This is a genomic window from Streptomyces sp. NPDC046900 (assembly GCF_040644975.1).
In the GTDB taxonomy this organism is placed as follows: Bacteria; Actinomycetota; Actinomycetes; order Streptomycetales; family Streptomycetaceae; genus Streptomyces.
In genome coordinates, this window is sequence record NZ_JBEYXD010000018.1 from 107,197 (window position 1) to 122,641 (window position 15,445).

Below are 15,445 nucleotides of genomic sequence, written 5' to 3' on the forward strand. Positions count from 1 at the left end.
ATGACAGAAGGACTCTGGCTTCTCGTAAGGCCGTGGAGCTTTCGGGCAAGGGGGATCGCGGCACGGCACCCCGGGGATGGGGGGCGCCGCACCGTGACGACGTACGGAGGTGCGGGGGGCGGCCGCCGCGTCAGCCGAGGACGGCCAGCGCGTCGATCTCGATGAGGAGGCCGGCCGGGAGACCCACGTAGACGGTGGTCCGGGCGGCGGGCGGCTGGGTGGGGCCCTGCTCCTCGAAGTAGGAGTTGTAGATCTCGTTCATCTCGGCGAAGTGGTCCACGTCGGTCAGATAGACGCGGATCATCATCACGTCGTCCCAGGAGGCTCCGCCCTCCTGAAGGATCGACTTGACGTTGGCGAGGGTCTGGAGGGTCTGCTCGCGCAGCGTCGGGCCCGCGGGCGTGGGGGGCCTGCCCTCCTCGGCGGGCAGGAAGCCGACCTGGCCGGCGACCTGGAGGATGTTCCCCTTCTTCACGCCGTGCGAGAACCTGGCGGGCGGCGTGGTGTGGGTCTTCGGCGTCAGGGCGATCTTGTCCGTCATACGGCGTCCTTTGCTGGTGTGTTGCCGGAGTACTCCCGGGTGATGGCGGCCGCGGTACGGCGCACCAGCGGAAGCAGGGTGAGGAGTTCGTCGGCGGTGACGACGACATTGGGCGCGGAGACCGACATGGCCGCGACGGCCCGCCCGTCGGCGCCGCGGATGGGGGCGGCGACGCAGTTGATGGACTCCTCGTGGCCGCCGAGGTCGGTGGCCCAGCCCTGTTCGCGCACGATCGCCAGTTCCTTCAGGAAGGCGGCCGGGTTCGGCGTCGAACGGGCCGTGTACAGGGGGTAGTCGAGCTTCTCCACGACCGCGCGGCGCTCGGGCTCGGGCAGATCGGCGAGCAGCAGCTTGGCGACGGCCGCGACCGTGATCGCCACCGGCTTCCCGATCCGCGAGTACATCCGCACGGGGTAGCGGCTCTCCACCTTGTCGATGTAGAGGACCTCGTTCTCCTCGTAGACGGCGAGGTGGACGGTGTGCCCGCACTCCTCGTTCAGGCGGACGAGGTGGGGATGGGCGATCTCGCGGACGTCGAGGTTCTCCACTGCCTCCTGGGCGAGGGCGAAGAGGCGGGCGCCGAGGCGGTAGCGCTGGTCGGACTGGCGGTACACCAGGCCGTGCTCGTGCAGGGTGCGCAGGAGCCGCAGGGCGGTGGACTTGTGCACCCCGAGCCGGTCCGCGACCTGTCCGAGATCGGCGGGTCCCTCGGCGAGCAGCGGCAGAATGCTCAGCGCCCGGTCGACGGTCTGGCTCATGGTGTCCGTACCTCCTCCTCGGCCCGTGCGTCGGCTTCGGTCCAGCCGGGGCCGAGTCGAAGTGTCCCCCACCCGGCGTCGTCGAGTGCGGCCAGACGGTCGGCGTGGTCGCGCGCGGGAGGGGCGGCGAGATCACCGGGGACGGTGAGGGCTGCGGCGGCCATGAGATGGCCGTGGCGGAGGCGGTCGCGGACGGGCAGGCCGCGCAGGGCGGCGGAGAGGAAACCGGCGGCGAAGGCGTCCCCGGCACCGACGGCGGCCACGACGTCGACGTTCAGGGCGGGTACGAAGGTGGCGGTACCCGTGGCGTCCTCGCACAGGCCGTCGGTGTCCTTGTCGAGCGCCGTCGCCCCGCCCCTGCCCTGCTTGACGACCACGATCTCCGGTTCGGGGAGCGCCTCCCGGATCGCGCGGGCGCCGTGCAGCCCCCACGCCCGCCGGGCCTCGTCGTCCCCGACGAACACGATGTCGGCTCCGCGGGCCAGTTCCAGCAGCACCCGGGGCCCGTCGGTGTCACGCCACAGCCCGGGGCGGTGGTTGACGTCGAAGGAGACGAGCGGACGCCCCGCCCGGGGCGCCGTCAGCTCCCGCAGCAGATCCAGGCAGCCACCGGAGAGCGCGGCCGTGATCCCGGACAGGTGCAGCACCCGGCCGGAGCGTGCCGCGTCCAGGTCGACGTTCTCCACCGTCATCGCCGAGGCCGCCGATCCCGCCCGGTAGTACGCCACCTCGTGTGCGTCGGTCGCCCGGTCCCCCGCCGTGCGGAAGTAGATGCCGGTGCGCCGCGCCGGATCACGCCGTACGGACGCGACGTCGACGCCGTACGCCCCGATGGCCTCGACCAGGTGGTCTCCGAAGCCGTCCGCCCCGACCCGGCCGACCCACCGCGCCGAGTGCCCGGCGGCCGCCAGCACACAGGCGACGTTGGACTCCGCGCCGCCGATCCCCCGCTCGAAGGACGGCACGTCGGCGAGGCGCCCCGGCCGGGACGGCAGGAACGTGACCATGGACTCGCCGAGCGCGACGACGTCCACGGTGTCCATGGTGTCCGGGGCGGTGGGCAGGCCGTTGGCGGTCACGATGGTGGTGGCTCCTCGTCGGACGGGGGTGCCCCTGCTCGAGCGTGGGCACAAGCTCGGGAACGGTCGCGGCGACTCCGTTGACCGCGTGTTGGCCGGGATGTTAGACAGCAGCAAGCGAGATACGCAACGACCGTTGCGCATACTGCAACGGTTGACCTCAAGGAGGCCCCATGGACGCAGCCACCGCCGCAGAACGCCTCGCCGCCCTCGGAGCGGAACGCGTCGACCACCGCTTCAAGGGCCTCCCGCCGGACGCCCAGGGCCTGACACTCGCCGAACTGGCGGCCGAGCGCCGCAATCTCTTCACCGGCGGCTTCACCACTCCGGTCCTCGCCCTGTCCGCCGAGCGGCTGGACCACAACGTCCGCCTCATGGAGACGTACGCCGCCCGTCACGGCCTCGCCTTCGCCCCGCACGGCAAGACGTCCATGGCGCCCCAGCTCTTCCACCGCCAGATCGAGCACGGCGCCTGGGGCATCACCCTCGCGGTCCCCCACCAGGTGCGTGTGGCACGGGAGTTCGGCATCCAGCGGGTCTTCCTCGCCAATGAGCTCGTGGACCCGGCGGCCCTTCGCGGGCTGGCCGCGGACCTCGCCGCGGACGAGGAGTTCCACTTCGTCTGCTACGTCGACTCGGTACGCGGCGTGGAGCTGATGGACGCGGCACTGCACGGGACGGCGCGCCGGGTCGACGTGGTCGTGGAGCTGGCGGCCGGTGAGGGTGCCCGGACCGGCGTGCGCACGGAGGAGGAGTGCGCGGCGGTCGCGGACGCCGTGGCGGCGACGCGGACCCTGCGGCTGGTGGGCGTGGCGGGGTACGAGGGCGAGGTGCCGCAGGCGGACCCGGACCGGGTACGCGCCTGGCTGCGCCGGCTCACCGCGCTGGCCGTGGAGTTCGACAAGGCGGGCCGCTTCGCCGGTCTCGGCGAGATCGTGGTGAGCGCCGGCGGCAGCGCGTGGTTCGACGCGGTGGCGGACGTCTTCGCGGACATCCCGGAACTCTCCGCACCGGTGCTGAAGCTGCTGCGCTCGGGCGCCTATGTGTCGCACGACGACGGTCACTACCGCAAGCTCACCCCGTTCACCCGCGTCCCGCAGGAGGGCGGGCTGGAGCCGGCGTTCTGCCTGTGGGCCCAGGTGGTCTCCCGCCCCTCCCCGGAGCAGGCCTTCGCCAACGCGGGCAAGCGGGACGCGGCCTACGACCTGGACCTGCCCTTCGCCCAAGTGGTGCGCCGGGACGGCGAGGAGCGGCCGGCCACGGGCGTCTCGGTGACCGCCCTCTCCGACCAGCACGCCTGGCTCCGTACGGCCCCCGAAGCGGACGTCGAGGTCGGCGACTGGATCGGGCTCGGCCTGTCCCATCCGTGCACGTCGTTCGACAAGTGGCAACTGATCCCGGTGGCCGAGGCGGACGGCACGGTCGTCGACTACATCCGTACGTTCTTCTAGGAGATCCGGCGTGGAAGAGCTCGTCATCCGGGACGCCGACGTCGTGGACGGCAGCGGGGAACCCGCCTACCGCGCCGACGTGGTCGTCGACAACGGCAGGATCGTCTCCATCGTCAAGGAGGCCGCGGCGGCCGGCTGCCAGCGCCCGGAGGCCCGCCGCGAGCTGGACGCAGAGGGCCTGGTCCTCTCCCCCGGCTTCATCGACATGCACGCGCACAGCGACCTGGCCCTGCTGCGCGACCCGGACCACAGCGCCAAGGTCGCTCAGGGCGTGACGCTCGAGGTCGTCGGGCAGGACGGGCTGTCGTACGCCCCGGTCGACGACCGTACGCTCGCCGAGGTGCGCCGCGCGATCACCGGCTGGAACGGGTACGGCGACGACATCGACTTCACCTGGCGGTCCGTCGGCGAGTACCTGGACCGTCTGGACGAGGGCATCGCGGTCAACGCCGCGTATCTGATCCCGCAGGGCACGGTCCGGATGCTGGCCGTCGGCTGGGAGGACCGGGAGGCGACGCCCGAGGAGCTCGACCGGATGCGGCGACTGGTCGCGGAGGGGATGGAGCAGGGCGCCGTCGGCATGTCGTCCGGGCTCACCTACACGCCCGGCATGTACGCCCCGGACACCGAACTGGCCGAGTTGTGCCGGGTGGTGGCCTCCTACGGCGGCTACTACTGCCCGCACCACCGCTCGTACGGGGCGGGCGCCCTCGAGGCCTACGAGGAGATGGTGGCCCTGACCCGCGAGGCCGGCTGTGCGCTGCACCTCGCCCACGCCACCATGAACTTCGGCGTGAACGAGGGCCGCGCCCCCGAACTGCTGTCCCTGCTGGACAAGGCACTCGCGGCGGGCGCGGACATCACGCTGGACACCTATCCCTACACTCCGGGCTCGACGACGCTGGCCGCGATGCTGCCCAGTTGGGCGAGCGAGGGCGGCCCCGAGGAGATCCTCGCGCGGCTCGCCGACGACGCGGTGGCCGAGCGGATCCGGCACGACATGGAGGTCACGGGCGCCGACGGCTGCCACGGCGTCCCCATCGAGTGGGACACGATCGAGATCTCCGGGGTGAGCGGGGCCGGGCTCGCCTCCTACATCGGCCGGACCGTCCAGGAGTCGGCGGACCTGCGCGGCGAGGCCCCGTGGACGACGGCCCGGCGGCTGCTGGTCGAGGACCGGCTCGGCCCCACGATCCTGCAGCACGTGGGCCATGAGGAGAACGTGCGGGCGATCATGCGCCACCGGGTCCACACCGGCGGTTCGGACGGCATCCTCCAGGGGGCGAAACCGCACCCGCGCGCCTACGGCACGTTCCCGCACATTCTCGGCCGGTATGTGAGGGAGTTGGGCGTGCTGTCGCTGGAGGAGTGCGTCGCCCATCTCACCTCGCGGCCGGCGGCCCGGCTGCGGCTGCCGGACCGCGGACTGGTCCGCGAGGGACACCGCGCGGACCTGGTCCTCTTCGACCCGGCCACGGTCGCCGCGGGCGCCACCTTCGAGCGGCCGCGCACGCTGCCCACGGGCATCCCGTACGTCCTGGTCGACGGCCGTTTCGCGGTCGAGGACGGACGCAGGACGGATGTCCTCGCCGGGCGGGCGGTCCGCCGGACTCCGGTGTGACCGCCCGCCCCGCGCCTTCGGCGCCGGATGCTACGGCTTGGGCAGGACGCAGCCGCTCGCGTTCAGGCTCAGCTTGTTGCCGGTGCCGAAGCAGGCGGGGATCTGGTACGTCTCCTCGGCGTAGTTGATCCCCTGACGGACGGTCACGTTGCCGCTCGCGTCGACCTCGCAGGGGTTGTCCACCGTGCAGGTCTGGCCGTCCTCGTTGCCGGTGTTGTTGACCGCGACGACCTTGCCGGTGGAGGTGTCGACGACGGGCGATCCCGAGGTGCCGCCGATGGTGTTGCAGGCGGAGGTGTAGCGGACCGAGTCCTTCCAGGTCCAGCCGCCCTCCTTCAGGCGGTAGACGAACCCGTCGATGGTGCAGCTGTAGATCCGCTTCCAGTACCCGGAGACGACCTTGATCGCGCTGCCGGCGACCGGGTGGGTGTCGGCGACGGTGAGCGCACCGATGCCGTACGAGCTCTTGATCTGGGCGTAGGTGCGGGTCAGCTGGTAGATCGTCACATCCGTGTCGGTCATGGTCGAGTAGGCGACCTTGCTCGCACGGAGGGTGGCGACCTTGGTGCCGGAGGAGTTGAGCAGGCCGAAGCTGCGGCTGGAGGCCTGGTCGACGATGACCTCACCGGGGTTCGGGAATCCGGTCTCCAGGCAGTGGCCGTTGGTGAGCACGAGCGCCGGGTCGCTGTCCGCGGAGTTCGGGAAGCGGATGACGGAGCCGGAGCAGTTGCTGAGCGAGACGGTGCCGGCGAAGTCGACGGCCTGGACGGTGGCCGTCCCGGGCGCCGTGGCCACCGTGCCGGACGTCGCCGCGGACTGGGGTTCCGCGACCGCCGGCGCCGCGCCCGCCCCGGCGATGACCAGAGCGAAGAGCGCGGCGACGAGAGGCTTTCTCATGTGGGGGGTCCCCTCTGGATGAGGTTGCGATGACGGGGAGGACCGGAGGTCTTCCTGCCCTCCTGGTTTGTCATGCGCATTGTCAACAGTGGGGCGTACGGGGGCAAGGAGCGGTTTTCGGCCGTTTCAAGCGGCTGCCGGGACCGCCGCGGTGCCCACGCATACGGGACGGACCGGCGGCACCTTCACGGCAGCCGTCGGCCGCCTTTCGGCACGATCGGCTACCTGGGCCTCTTGGTGGGCCTGTGCCCATGGCCCTGCCCGCCTTGCCAGTCACCGTCACCCCAGCCGCCGCCCGCGGTGGCGGAGGGGCTCTGACTGGTGGGCGCCGGAGAGGAGGGGGCGGGCGCGGAACTGGTCGCCGGGGAGGCGGCGGCCGTCGGCGACACCGTGGCGGCCGCCGACGATGCGCGGGTACTGGACGGCTGTGCGGCGACGGACGGGGAGGCGGAGGCGGCGGCGGACCCGTCCGTGTCGGACGCGGACGGAGTGGCCGGTGACGAGGACGGCGCGGCCTTCGGCCGTATGGACTCGCCTGCATCACCCGGCGCGCCCGAGGAGCCGGAACCGAAGCCGGCCACGAGCGCGACGGCGATGCCCACCACGCCCAGCGCACCGACGGCGACGGCCGCCCGCCGGGGCATCCCGGAGCGGCGCTGCGCGAGCCGCGCCTCCCGGCGCGAGCCGGCCTCCGGCCGGGGCGCCACAGGGATCGGCGCATCGGGGACTGTGGCATCGGGGACCGGCGCATCGGGGACCGCGGGCAGCTTCTGCGTCTCGTCGTAGGCGTTCTGCCAGCCATGGGCGGCCGCGGGGTCGTTGTACTGCTCGTACTCGGGCGCCGTCGCGGCATTCGGGTGGTACACGTTCGGGGGACCCTGTGGGCCGCCGTTCGCCGGGTGCGCCCCCTCCGTGGCGTACCCACCCTCCGCACCGTTCGCGGCATTCGCTCCGTCGGCCCCGCCGTCGTGCCCCTGCTCCCATGCCATGGGCGTGCATTTTAGGGGTGAGAGTGATCCGTGGGGCAGTTACCGGCGATAACCGCTCAAACCCGCCGTGCTCCACGTGGTGGAAAACACGGGGCGCGAGGCGGTACGCGGCCGTAAGCTCACGGACATGCAGGTGATCCAGTCCACGAAGCTCGCCAATGTCTGCTACGAGATCCGGGGCCCGGTTCTCGAGGAGGCCATGCGACTGGAGGCCGCGGGCCACCGCATCCTCAAGCTCAACACCGGCAACCCCGCCGCCTTCGGCTTCGAGTGCCCGCCCGAGATCCTCGAGGACATCCTGCGCAACGTCTCGACGGCGCACGGGTACGGCGACGCCAAGGGCCTGCTCGCGGCCCGCCGGGCGGTCGTGATGCACAACCAGACCCTCGGCATCGAGACGGACGTCGAGCACGTCTTCATCGGCAATGGCGTCTCCGAACTGATCGTGATGGCGATGCAGGGCCTGCTGGACGACGGCGACGAGGTGCTCGTGCCGGCCCCCGACTACCCCCTGTGGACGGCGGCGGTGTCGCTGTCGGGCGGTACGGCCGTGCACTACCGCTGCGACGAGCAGTCGGACTGGATGCCGGACCTCGCCGACGTGGAGCGGAAGGTCACCGACCGCACCAAGGCGATCGTCATCATCAACCCCAACAACCCGACGGGCGCCGTCTACGACGAGGCGGTGCTCCGCGGCCTGACGGACATCGCGCGCCGGCACAACCTCCTCGTCTGCTCCGACGAGATCTACGACAAGATCCTCTACGACGGCGCGACACACACGCCGACGGCGGCGGTGGCCCCGGACCTGCTGACCCTCACCTTCAACGGCATGTCGAAGGCGTACCGGGTGGCGGGATACCGGGTGGGCTGGATGTCGATCTCGGGCCCCCGGGCGCACGCGGCGTCGTACATCGAGGGGCTGACCATCCTCGCGAACATGCGGCTGTGCGCGAACATGCCGGGTCAGCACGGTGTGGTGGCGGCGCTCAGCGGCCGCCAGACGATCAACGAGCTGGTGCTGCCCGGCGGACGCCTGAAGGAGCAGCGGGACGCGGCGTACGAGCTGCTGACACAGATCCCGGGTGTGTCGTGCGTCAGGCCGAAGGGGGCGCTGTACCTCTTCCCCCGCCTCGACCCCAAGGTCTTCAAGATCAAGGACGACCGCCAGATGGTCCTGGACCTGCTGCGCCGCGAGAAGATCATGGTCGTGCAGGGGACGGGCTTCAACTGGCCGGAGCCCGATCACTTCCGGGTGGTGACCCTGCCGACCGTGCAGGACCTGACCTCGGCGATGACCCGCATCGGGGACTTCCTGGACGGCTACAGCCAGCCCTGAAGCTCACCGTGCGTGTTCGGCGCACGAGTTGTGCGATCCGGCTCAACTTTAGACGAAATCCAAGCTAGGATGGTTTCCTGTCAGAGCACAGGAGGCCGTCCCATGTACGAACCGATCCGCACCAAGTCGGTCCACACGAGGGCCTGCACCACCCCCGACTTCCCGCACCGTTCACGCGAGGAGGAGCTGGACATCCAGCTCGCGGGCCATCTGACGGCACTGCTCGCGGTGACGGACGAGCTGCGGGCGTTGGAGCCCTCCGGGGAGCTGGACACGGCCGCCGAGCGACTGGCCTGCCAGGTGGCGCGACTGCGATGGGGGTCCCCCCTGCCCGAGCGCAGCCGAGAGCTCGGGGGAGGAGCGCCGCCGACCCCTGCGGCACGGGCTGCACACGGCGACGCGTCGCGCGTCACGGAACTGCACCGGCGCGCCCACGCGCTGGCGGGCCGCGCCCTGGTGGTCGCGGCGTCCCGCGCCGACACGGCCGCGGCGATCCTGTCCGCCGAACGCATGGACGCGCACACCGCCGCGCTGGCCGGGCCCCGGTCGCCCATCACCGCCGGCTGATCCCTCCGGGCCGCGGCGAGCGGCCCCCTCGAACGGCCCCGGTCCGCGTGCACCCGCAGCGACGCGCGGACCGGGCGCCACAGCACTGCGTTCGGGTGGTCTGCCGTCCCGAAGTGCCTGCCGAATGGCGGTGCCATCGGGAAGTCCTCGTAACGTCGGCGGAAATGACGGACCGTTCGACGAGATGTGACCAAGTGAGAAGTACGAGATTATGGGCAGTGCTCGGCGGAACGGCGGCAGTCGCCGCGGGCGCGGCGATCTGGACCGCGCAGTCCCCGTCGACCGCACCATCCGATTCCAAGCCCGCTTCAGCGGCTGAGAAGAACCAGCAGGCCAACTCCCTTCTGCAGAGCGCCCTTGTGGAGGAGCAACGCCAGGACTCCAAGGGCGCGTCCCACACCTACAAGCGAGTGGTGGAACTCGACCCCGGCAACAAGCTCGCCTGGTACAACCTGGGGGTCATCGCGCAGCGGGACGGCAGGACGACCGATGCCCGCGCCGCCTACGACAAGGCACTGAAGGCCGATCCGGGTTACACACCGGCCCTCTACAACAAGGCGATGCTGCTGAAGTCGAGCGAACCCGATGCGGCCATGGAACTTCTTCGGCGTTTTCTCGCCGCCGACCCGAAAGGTGCCGCGGCCCATCTGCAACTCGGGCACATTCTGGCGGAGAAGCACCGCGACAGTGAGGCCGAGGACGAATTCCGTCGTGCCGTCGCGGCCAATCCCTCACTGCGCTCCCAAGTGCCGGATCAGTTCAGATAAGTCCGGAGAAAAAGGGGACGGTGCCCCGAGACGCAAACCTCGGGACACCGTCACATTTCCCAGATGTAGCGGACAGCCACTGACACTGCCGCTCGCCAGGGAACCCACTCGGGAATCAGTTGCCCGGCACCCTGGCGCAGACGACGTAGGCGGTGACGGACTGCCCCGGCAGCAGCGGGGTGTCGGCGTTGACCTGCCACCCGTCCCTGCCGGAGTCGATCGGGGTGCTCGAGTTCACGTTGGGGCTGACGCCGATGGGGGCGACAGTGCTGGGGGTGGTGCCGTATCCGCCGCCGACGACCTCGTCGTTGTTGTCGGCGCACAGGGCGACCGACGGGAGGGCCGTGTCCCCCATGCCCCCAAGAACGCCCGGGGTCGCGTCCCACACGACGTAGGTGTCGGTGAGGCCCGGCCGACCGGCAGGGCCCTCGGGACCCCGGGGACCCGGGTCGCCCTGCGGGCCCCTGTCGCCGCGCGGACCGGGGTCGTTGATGGTCACACCGGACTTGTGCATCGTCCCGGCGACGGCCATCGCGCTCGGGGCGACATTGAGCGCGAGGGCAAACGCGCCCGCCACCACAGCGGCGGTTTTCACGCGTGAACTTCGGATCGTGCTACGGCTCACCAGAGAACCTTCCTCGAACTTGAGGGATCAGACCGCAAGCGCGCGCACTCGGTGCGCCGTTCGCATGCGTGCCACGTCGCCTTTTGACGACGGGCGAGCTCATTGTTTACTCTCCGCATTCAATCGATTACGACAAGTGCCCGTGTCATACGCCAAGGTCACCCGAGCAGCGGCAGCGGCAATCACCCCTCAACACTGATCGGTGTGGCTCATTCCGGTTGCGTACCGGGACCGGTCCGTCACCGCCTGTTCACCGCGGACCAGGGGGAACGTTGGGTTCCGGGAGCACGCTCCTCGCGTGAGACGTATCGCAGGAATCGTCCTCGCGGTGCTGCTGATCGGCGGAGTTGTGGCAGCCGTCGTCGCGGGCCGCGAAGGTAAGGACAACAGCACGGCAACGAAGACTGTGCGGGGAGTGATCGGATCGGAGAAGGCGGAATTCTTCGCCGATCCCGCCGTGGTGAAGGCCCTTGCCGCCAAGGGCTACACCGTCAAGACCGAGACCTCCGGGTCCTGGGCCATGGAGGGGCTCGACCTCAAGGGGTACGACTTCGCCTTTCCCTCCAGCCAGGCGCCCGCCGACGCGCTCGCCGGCAAGTTCCACGTCCGGCAGCCGCTCCCTCGGCCCTTCTACTCCCCGCTGGTCGTCGTGGCCCACCGCAACGCCGCCCAAGTGCTCGCCGCCAACGGGATCGCCACCCTCGACCACCATCGTGGCACCCTCCGTATGGCCGCCCTCCTGGACGCCGCGCGCCACGACCGCACCTGGCAGCAGCTCAAGGGCGTCGCCGGGCACGGGGAGTTGACCGGGTCGCTGTACATCGCCAGCACTGATCCCAACACCTCGAACTCGGGCGCCCTGTACCTCGCCGCGGCGAGCTATGTGGCGGCGGGCGGCCGGGTGGCGGCGAGCGACGCCGACATCGGCCGCACCGCTCCCCTGATGCGCAAGCTGATCAGCGTCCAGGGTGCCCAGCAGTCCAGTTCGGACGCCGCCTTCCGGGACTTCATCAGCGGTGCGGGCAATCCGCTCGTCCTGGTGTACGAGTCACAGGTGGCCTCGCTGCTCCGCGACGGTCAGGGCGCGGACGACCTCACCGTCCTCTACCCCGACACCACCGCCAACAGCGACCACACCGTCGTACCCCTGACCGAGGCCGGCCGGGACCTCGGTGAACTCCTCACCACCGACCCGGCGTTGCGCAAGCTCGCCGTCCGGCACGGGTTCCGGCCGCAGGGCGACACCGCCGAGTTCACGGCCGCCACCGCCTCGTACACCCAGTACCTCAACCAGAAGCTGACCGGCATCCGGCAGGCGCCCGTGCCCACCTCCGCGGTGCTGCACGAGATGGCGCACCGGGCCCGGGCCCAGGGGGGAGACCGCACATGACCGACAACGACGACGCCTTCACCTTGACCCCGCCCGAGCCCGTCGCCGCCGTGCCGCGGGAGAAGGCCGGCGGGCTCGTACCGCTCGACGACTCCGTACGCGCGGACATGGACCGGAAGGCCACCGCCTATATCGAGGGGCTCGCCGCGCTCGACGCCCGCTCTCCCCAATTCGCCGGGAAGGTGGGGGAGATCACCGCACTCGGCGCGAGCGAGATGCGCAACGCCGCCGCCCAGTCCAACCGCATGCTGGAGCGCACCATCCGCAGCCTGCCCGGCAAGGGCGAGGACGCCCAGTCGAGGGTCGGCGGCTCGCTCGTCGAACTGCGGCGGGTGGTGGAGGACCTGGATCCGCGCGACCTGCCGGCCAACAAGGGACGGAAGTTCCTCTCCCGGCTCCCCGGCGGCAACAAGCTGCGCGACCACGTCGCCAAGTACGCCTCCGCGCAAGGCACCCTGAACAAGATCGTGGGGTCCCTGCGCGGCGGTCAGGACGAACTGCGCCGCGACAACGCGGCACTCCAGACCGAGCGCGTCCGCCTCTGGGAGACCATGGGCAAGCTCCAGGAGTACGTCGTACTCACCGAGGCTTTGGACACGGCGGTCGAGCAGCACATCGCGGGAGTCGAGGCGGCCGATCCCGCGCGGGGCGACACCCTGCGGGCCGATGTCCTGTTCCCGGTCCGGCAGAAGCACCAGGACCTGCTGACCCAGCTCGCGGTGTGTGCGCAGGGCTACCTCGCCATGGACGTCGTGCGCCGCAACAACGACGAACTGATCAAGGGCGTGGACCGCGCGGCCACCACGACCGTCTCGGCGCTGCGCATCTCCGTGATGCTCGCCTCCGCCCTGGACAACCAGCGCAAGGTCGTCGACCAGGTGAACGCCCTGCGGGGCACCACCGAGGACCTCATCCGCGGCAACGCCGAGATGCTCGCGACGCAGAGCGGCGAGATCCAGCGCATCGCCGCCGATCCGGCGGTCGGCGCGGAGACGCTCCGCTCGGCCTTCCAGCAGATCTACCGCACCCTCGACGCCATCGACACCTACAAGGCACAGGCGACGGAGACCATGGCGGCCACGGTGGAGTCCCTGACGACGGAACTGCAGGAGGCGAGCTCGTACTTGGAGCGGAGCCGGTCGCAGAGCGCGCTGGAGGGAGGGCTCAGATGAGACGACGTCTGGCCGTGGTCGCCGGGCTCGCCGTCCTGCTGACCGCCTGTACGGTCCCGAAGGACGAGCCGAAGGACCGCGGCGCGCCCGGGCCCGGCACCCTGCGCGTCCTCGCCTCCAGTGAGCTCAGCGACATGGCGCCGATCCTCGACCAGGTACGCAAGAGCACCGGTATCACCGTCCGGCCCACCTACATGGGCACCCTCGACGCCGTGGACCTCCTGGCGAAGGGCAAGGTCGACGGCGCGTACGACGCCCTGTGGCTCTCCTCCGACGACTACCTCCGCCTCCGCCCCGACGCCACGAGCAAGGTCGTCTCCGAGACGCCGGTCATGTCCAGCCCGGTCGCCATCGGTGTCGAGCCCCGGACTATCAGCGCACTGCACTGGGACCCCGAGCGCGTCACCTGGTCCCAGGTCGAGCAGGCCGTACAGGACGGGAGGCTCACCTACGGCATGACCGACCCCGCCCGCTCCAACTCCGGGTTCTCCACCCTGATCTCGGTCGCCTCCGGGCTGTCCGGCGCCCAGTCCGCGCTCACCGAGGCGGACGTCGCCAAGGCCACCCCGAAGCTGAAGCGGTTCTTCAAGGGGCAGAAGCTGACATCAGGCTCGTCCGGCTGGCTGGCCACCGCGTACACCCGCCGCGGCAGCGTCGACGCCCTGCTCAACTACGAGTCCGTCCTCAAGGGCATCCGGGGCCTGACCGTGATCCGCCCCCGCGACGGCGTGGTCACCGCCGACTACCCCCTCTCCTCGCTCGCCTCGACGAGCCCCGGCACCCGCGACGACGTCCGCCGTCTCGCCGAGGCCCTGCGCACCCCGGCCGTGCAGCGGCTGATCACCGAACGCACGCACCGCCGCCCGGTGGTCGCGTCGGTACGGCCCGCCGCGGGTCTCGACCCGAGCCGGCGGCGGGAACTGCCCTTCCCCGGCACGCGCAGCGTGGCGGACCGCCTGCTCGACGCCTACGAGAACAAACTGCGCCGCCCGTCCCGGACCGTGTACGTCCTGGACACCTCGGGATCGATGGAGGGCGACCGTCTCGCCCGGCTGAAGAAGGCCCTCACCGACCTCACCGGCGACTTCCGCGACCGGGAGGAGGTGACGCTGATGCCGTTCGGCTCGCAGGTCAAGAGCGTACGGACGCATGTCGTCAGCCCAGCCGATCCCCAGCGGGGCCTGGACGCCATCCGCGCGGACACCGCGGCGATCCACGCCGACGGCGACACCGCCGTCTACACCTCCCTGGAGAAGGCGTACGGGCAGCTCGGCGACGACCGTGACACCTTCACCTCGATCGTGCTGATGACGGACGGCGAGAACACCAGCGGTGCCGAGGCCGGTGACTTCGACGGCTTCCACCACCGGCTGACCGGCCACCAGCGGGACATCCCGGTCTTCCCCATCCTCTTCGGCGACTCCGACCAGGCGGAGCTGGAGCACATCGCCGACCTGACCGGCGGCCGCCTCTTCGACGCCCGGAAGGGCTCGCTCGACGGTGCCTTCGAGGAGATCCGTGGCTACCAGTAGGTTCCTGCGCTATGCCGAGTCCCGGAAGAACATCGCCGGGAGCGCCTGCGGACTCGTGGGCCTCGTGCTCACCTTCACCGGCGTCGCGGGCCCCTACTGGCCCGTCGTCGTCGCCGGTCTGTACGGTGCCGGCGCGCTGATCGCCCCGCCGGAACGCCCGGCGCTGCCCCAGTTCCCCGACCCGTCGGCGCAATTGGACGAGCTGAGGGCCGACTTCGGGCAGCTGCGCGCCTATCTCGCGGACGTCGAGCTGCCGCCCGCCGCCGCCGGCCGGCTCACCGAACTGACCGATGTGCTGTCCGCACTGCTGGACCCGGGCTGGGTAGCCGATGTGCTCGCGCAGGACCCCGAAGGCGTGCACGCGCTGTCGCGGGCAGTGCGCCAGGACCTGCCCGAGGCCGTCGACACCTTCGTGCGCACACGCTGGTGGAGCCGGATGACACCGGGGCAGGAGCCGCCGGAACGTCATCTCGAGCGCCAGCTCACCCTGCTCCACGACGAGGCGAGCCGGCTGGCCTCCGCCCTGCGGGAGACGGAGGCGAGGCGGCAGGAGACCCACACCCGGTATCTGGAGGACCGCTCGAAGTGATCCGCCCCAGGACCGAGCGCAACGGGCCGGGCCCCGCACTCCGTGGTGCGGGACCCGGCCCGTTCGATTCCATCACCGCGGCCGGTCGTGACGACGTCGCAGGTCAGGGCAAGCCGGACCGGCCGCGG

Annotated in this window: 15 protein-coding genes; 9 read left to right on the forward strand and 6 right to left on the reverse strand. The window is 71.0% G+C overall.

The features are described from left to right. Positions 1–130: 130 nt before the first annotated feature. From ABZ904_RS20225 to ABZ904_RS20235, 3 genes are read right to left on the reverse strand one after another with little or no spacing between them, the layout of a single operon-like run. Positions 131–541, reverse strand: a complete 411-nt coding sequence (locus ABZ904_RS20225; protein ID WP_360995799.1) for a RidA family protein — start codon at positions 539–541, stop codon at positions 131–133. Further along, on the reverse strand, positions 538–1,299 hold the full coding sequence (locus ABZ904_RS20230; protein ID WP_360995796.1) for an IclR family transcriptional regulator: 762 nt from the start codon (positions 1,297–1,299) through the stop codon (positions 538–540). The genes ABZ904_RS20225 and ABZ904_RS20230 overlap by 4 nt, the downstream gene beginning before the upstream one ends. After that, entirely contained in the window at positions 1,296–2,342 is a 1,047-nt protein-coding gene (locus ABZ904_RS20235) for a sugar kinase (RefSeq protein ID WP_361824862.1), read from the reverse strand. The genes ABZ904_RS20230 and ABZ904_RS20235 overlap by 4 nt, the downstream gene beginning before the upstream one ends. Positions 2,343–2,551: 209 nt before the next feature. On the opposite strand from ABZ904_RS20235, the gene ABZ904_RS20240 reads away from it, so the two are divergent. Next, positions 2,552–3,829 carry an amino acid deaminase gene (locus ABZ904_RS20240; protein ID WP_361824813.1) on the forward strand — a complete coding sequence of 426 codons (1,278 nt, stop codon included), beginning with the start codon at positions 2,552–2,554 and terminating at the stop codon, positions 3,827–3,829. Positions 3,830–3,839: 10 nt separating this feature from the next. Then, entirely contained in the window at positions 3,840–5,450 is a 1,611-nt protein-coding gene (locus ABZ904_RS20245; protein WP_361824816.1) for a D-aminoacylase, read from the forward strand. A gap of 30 nt (positions 5,451–5,480) precedes the next feature. Here the strand turns inward: ABZ904_RS20245 and ABZ904_RS20250 are convergent, their stop codons facing one another. Together ABZ904_RS20250 and ABZ904_RS20255 are read right to left on the reverse strand one after the other, a co-directional pair. Next, the gene (locus tag ABZ904_RS20250; protein ID WP_361824818.1) at positions 5,481–6,347 is read right to left on the reverse strand and encodes a serine protease; all 867 of its coding nucleotides are present in this window, start codon (positions 6,345–6,347) and stop codon (positions 5,481–5,483) included. Between the two features lie 221 nt (positions 6,348–6,568). Continuing rightward, positions 6,569–7,336 carry a hypothetical protein gene (locus ABZ904_RS20255; RefSeq protein ID WP_361824821.1) on the reverse strand — a complete coding sequence of 256 codons (768 nt, stop codon included), beginning with the start codon at positions 7,334–7,336 and terminating at the stop codon, positions 6,569–6,571. A 127-nt stretch (positions 7,337–7,463) separates the two neighbouring features. On the opposite strand from ABZ904_RS20255, the gene ABZ904_RS20260 reads away from it, so the two are divergent. The 3 genes from ABZ904_RS20260 to ABZ904_RS20270 all read left to right on the forward strand — a co-directional run bounded on the left by ABZ904_RS20260 (position 7,464) and on the right by ABZ904_RS20270 (position 10,009). After that, positions 7,464–8,675 (forward strand): pyridoxal phosphate-dependent aminotransferase, encoded by a 1,212-nt coding sequence (locus ABZ904_RS20260; RefSeq protein ID WP_359392218.1) that lies wholly within the window; start codon positions 7,464–7,466, stop codon positions 8,673–8,675. A 102-nt stretch (positions 8,676–8,777) separates the two neighbouring features. Then, positions 8,778–9,242: a hypothetical protein gene (locus tag ABZ904_RS20265; protein WP_360995780.1), complete on the forward strand. Its 465-nt coding sequence runs from the start codon at positions 8,778–8,780 to the stop codon at positions 9,240–9,242. A gap of 218 nt (positions 9,243–9,460) precedes the next feature. Next, complete coding sequence (locus ABZ904_RS20270; RefSeq protein WP_361824824.1) at positions 9,461–10,009, forward strand: tetratricopeptide repeat protein; 549 nt, start codon at positions 9,461–9,463, stop codon at positions 10,007–10,009. 115 nt (positions 10,010–10,124) lie between these two features. Here the strand turns inward: ABZ904_RS20270 and ABZ904_RS20275 are convergent, their stop codons facing one another. Next, positions 10,125–10,604 carry a hypothetical protein gene (locus ABZ904_RS20275; protein WP_361824827.1) on the reverse strand — a complete coding sequence of 160 codons (480 nt, stop codon included), beginning with the start codon at positions 10,602–10,604 and terminating at the stop codon, positions 10,125–10,127. A 328-nt stretch (positions 10,605–10,932) separates the two neighbouring features. Here ABZ904_RS20275 and ABZ904_RS20280 point away from each other — a divergent pair, with 328 nt between their 5' ends. From ABZ904_RS20280 to ABZ904_RS20295, 4 genes are read left to right on the forward strand one after another with little or no spacing between them, the layout of a single operon-like run. Continuing rightward, entirely contained in the window at positions 10,933–12,024 is a 1,092-nt protein-coding gene (locus tag ABZ904_RS20280; protein WP_359392226.1) for a substrate-binding domain-containing protein, read from the forward strand. Continuing rightward, complete coding sequence (locus ABZ904_RS20285) at positions 12,021–13,196, forward strand: toxic anion resistance protein (protein ID WP_361824830.1); 1,176 nt, start codon at positions 12,021–12,023, stop codon at positions 13,194–13,196. The genes ABZ904_RS20280 and ABZ904_RS20285 overlap by 4 nt, the downstream gene beginning before the upstream one ends. Continuing rightward, entirely contained in the window at positions 13,193–14,728 is a 1,536-nt protein-coding gene (locus ABZ904_RS20290; RefSeq protein ID WP_361824832.1) for a VWA domain-containing protein, read from the forward strand. The genes ABZ904_RS20285 and ABZ904_RS20290 overlap by 4 nt, the downstream gene beginning before the upstream one ends. Then, entirely contained in the window at positions 14,715–15,317 is a 603-nt protein-coding gene (locus tag ABZ904_RS20295) for a hypothetical protein (protein ID WP_359392232.1), read from the forward strand. The genes ABZ904_RS20290 and ABZ904_RS20295 overlap by 14 nt, the downstream gene beginning before the upstream one ends. Positions 15,318–15,445 lie beyond the last annotated feature (128 nt).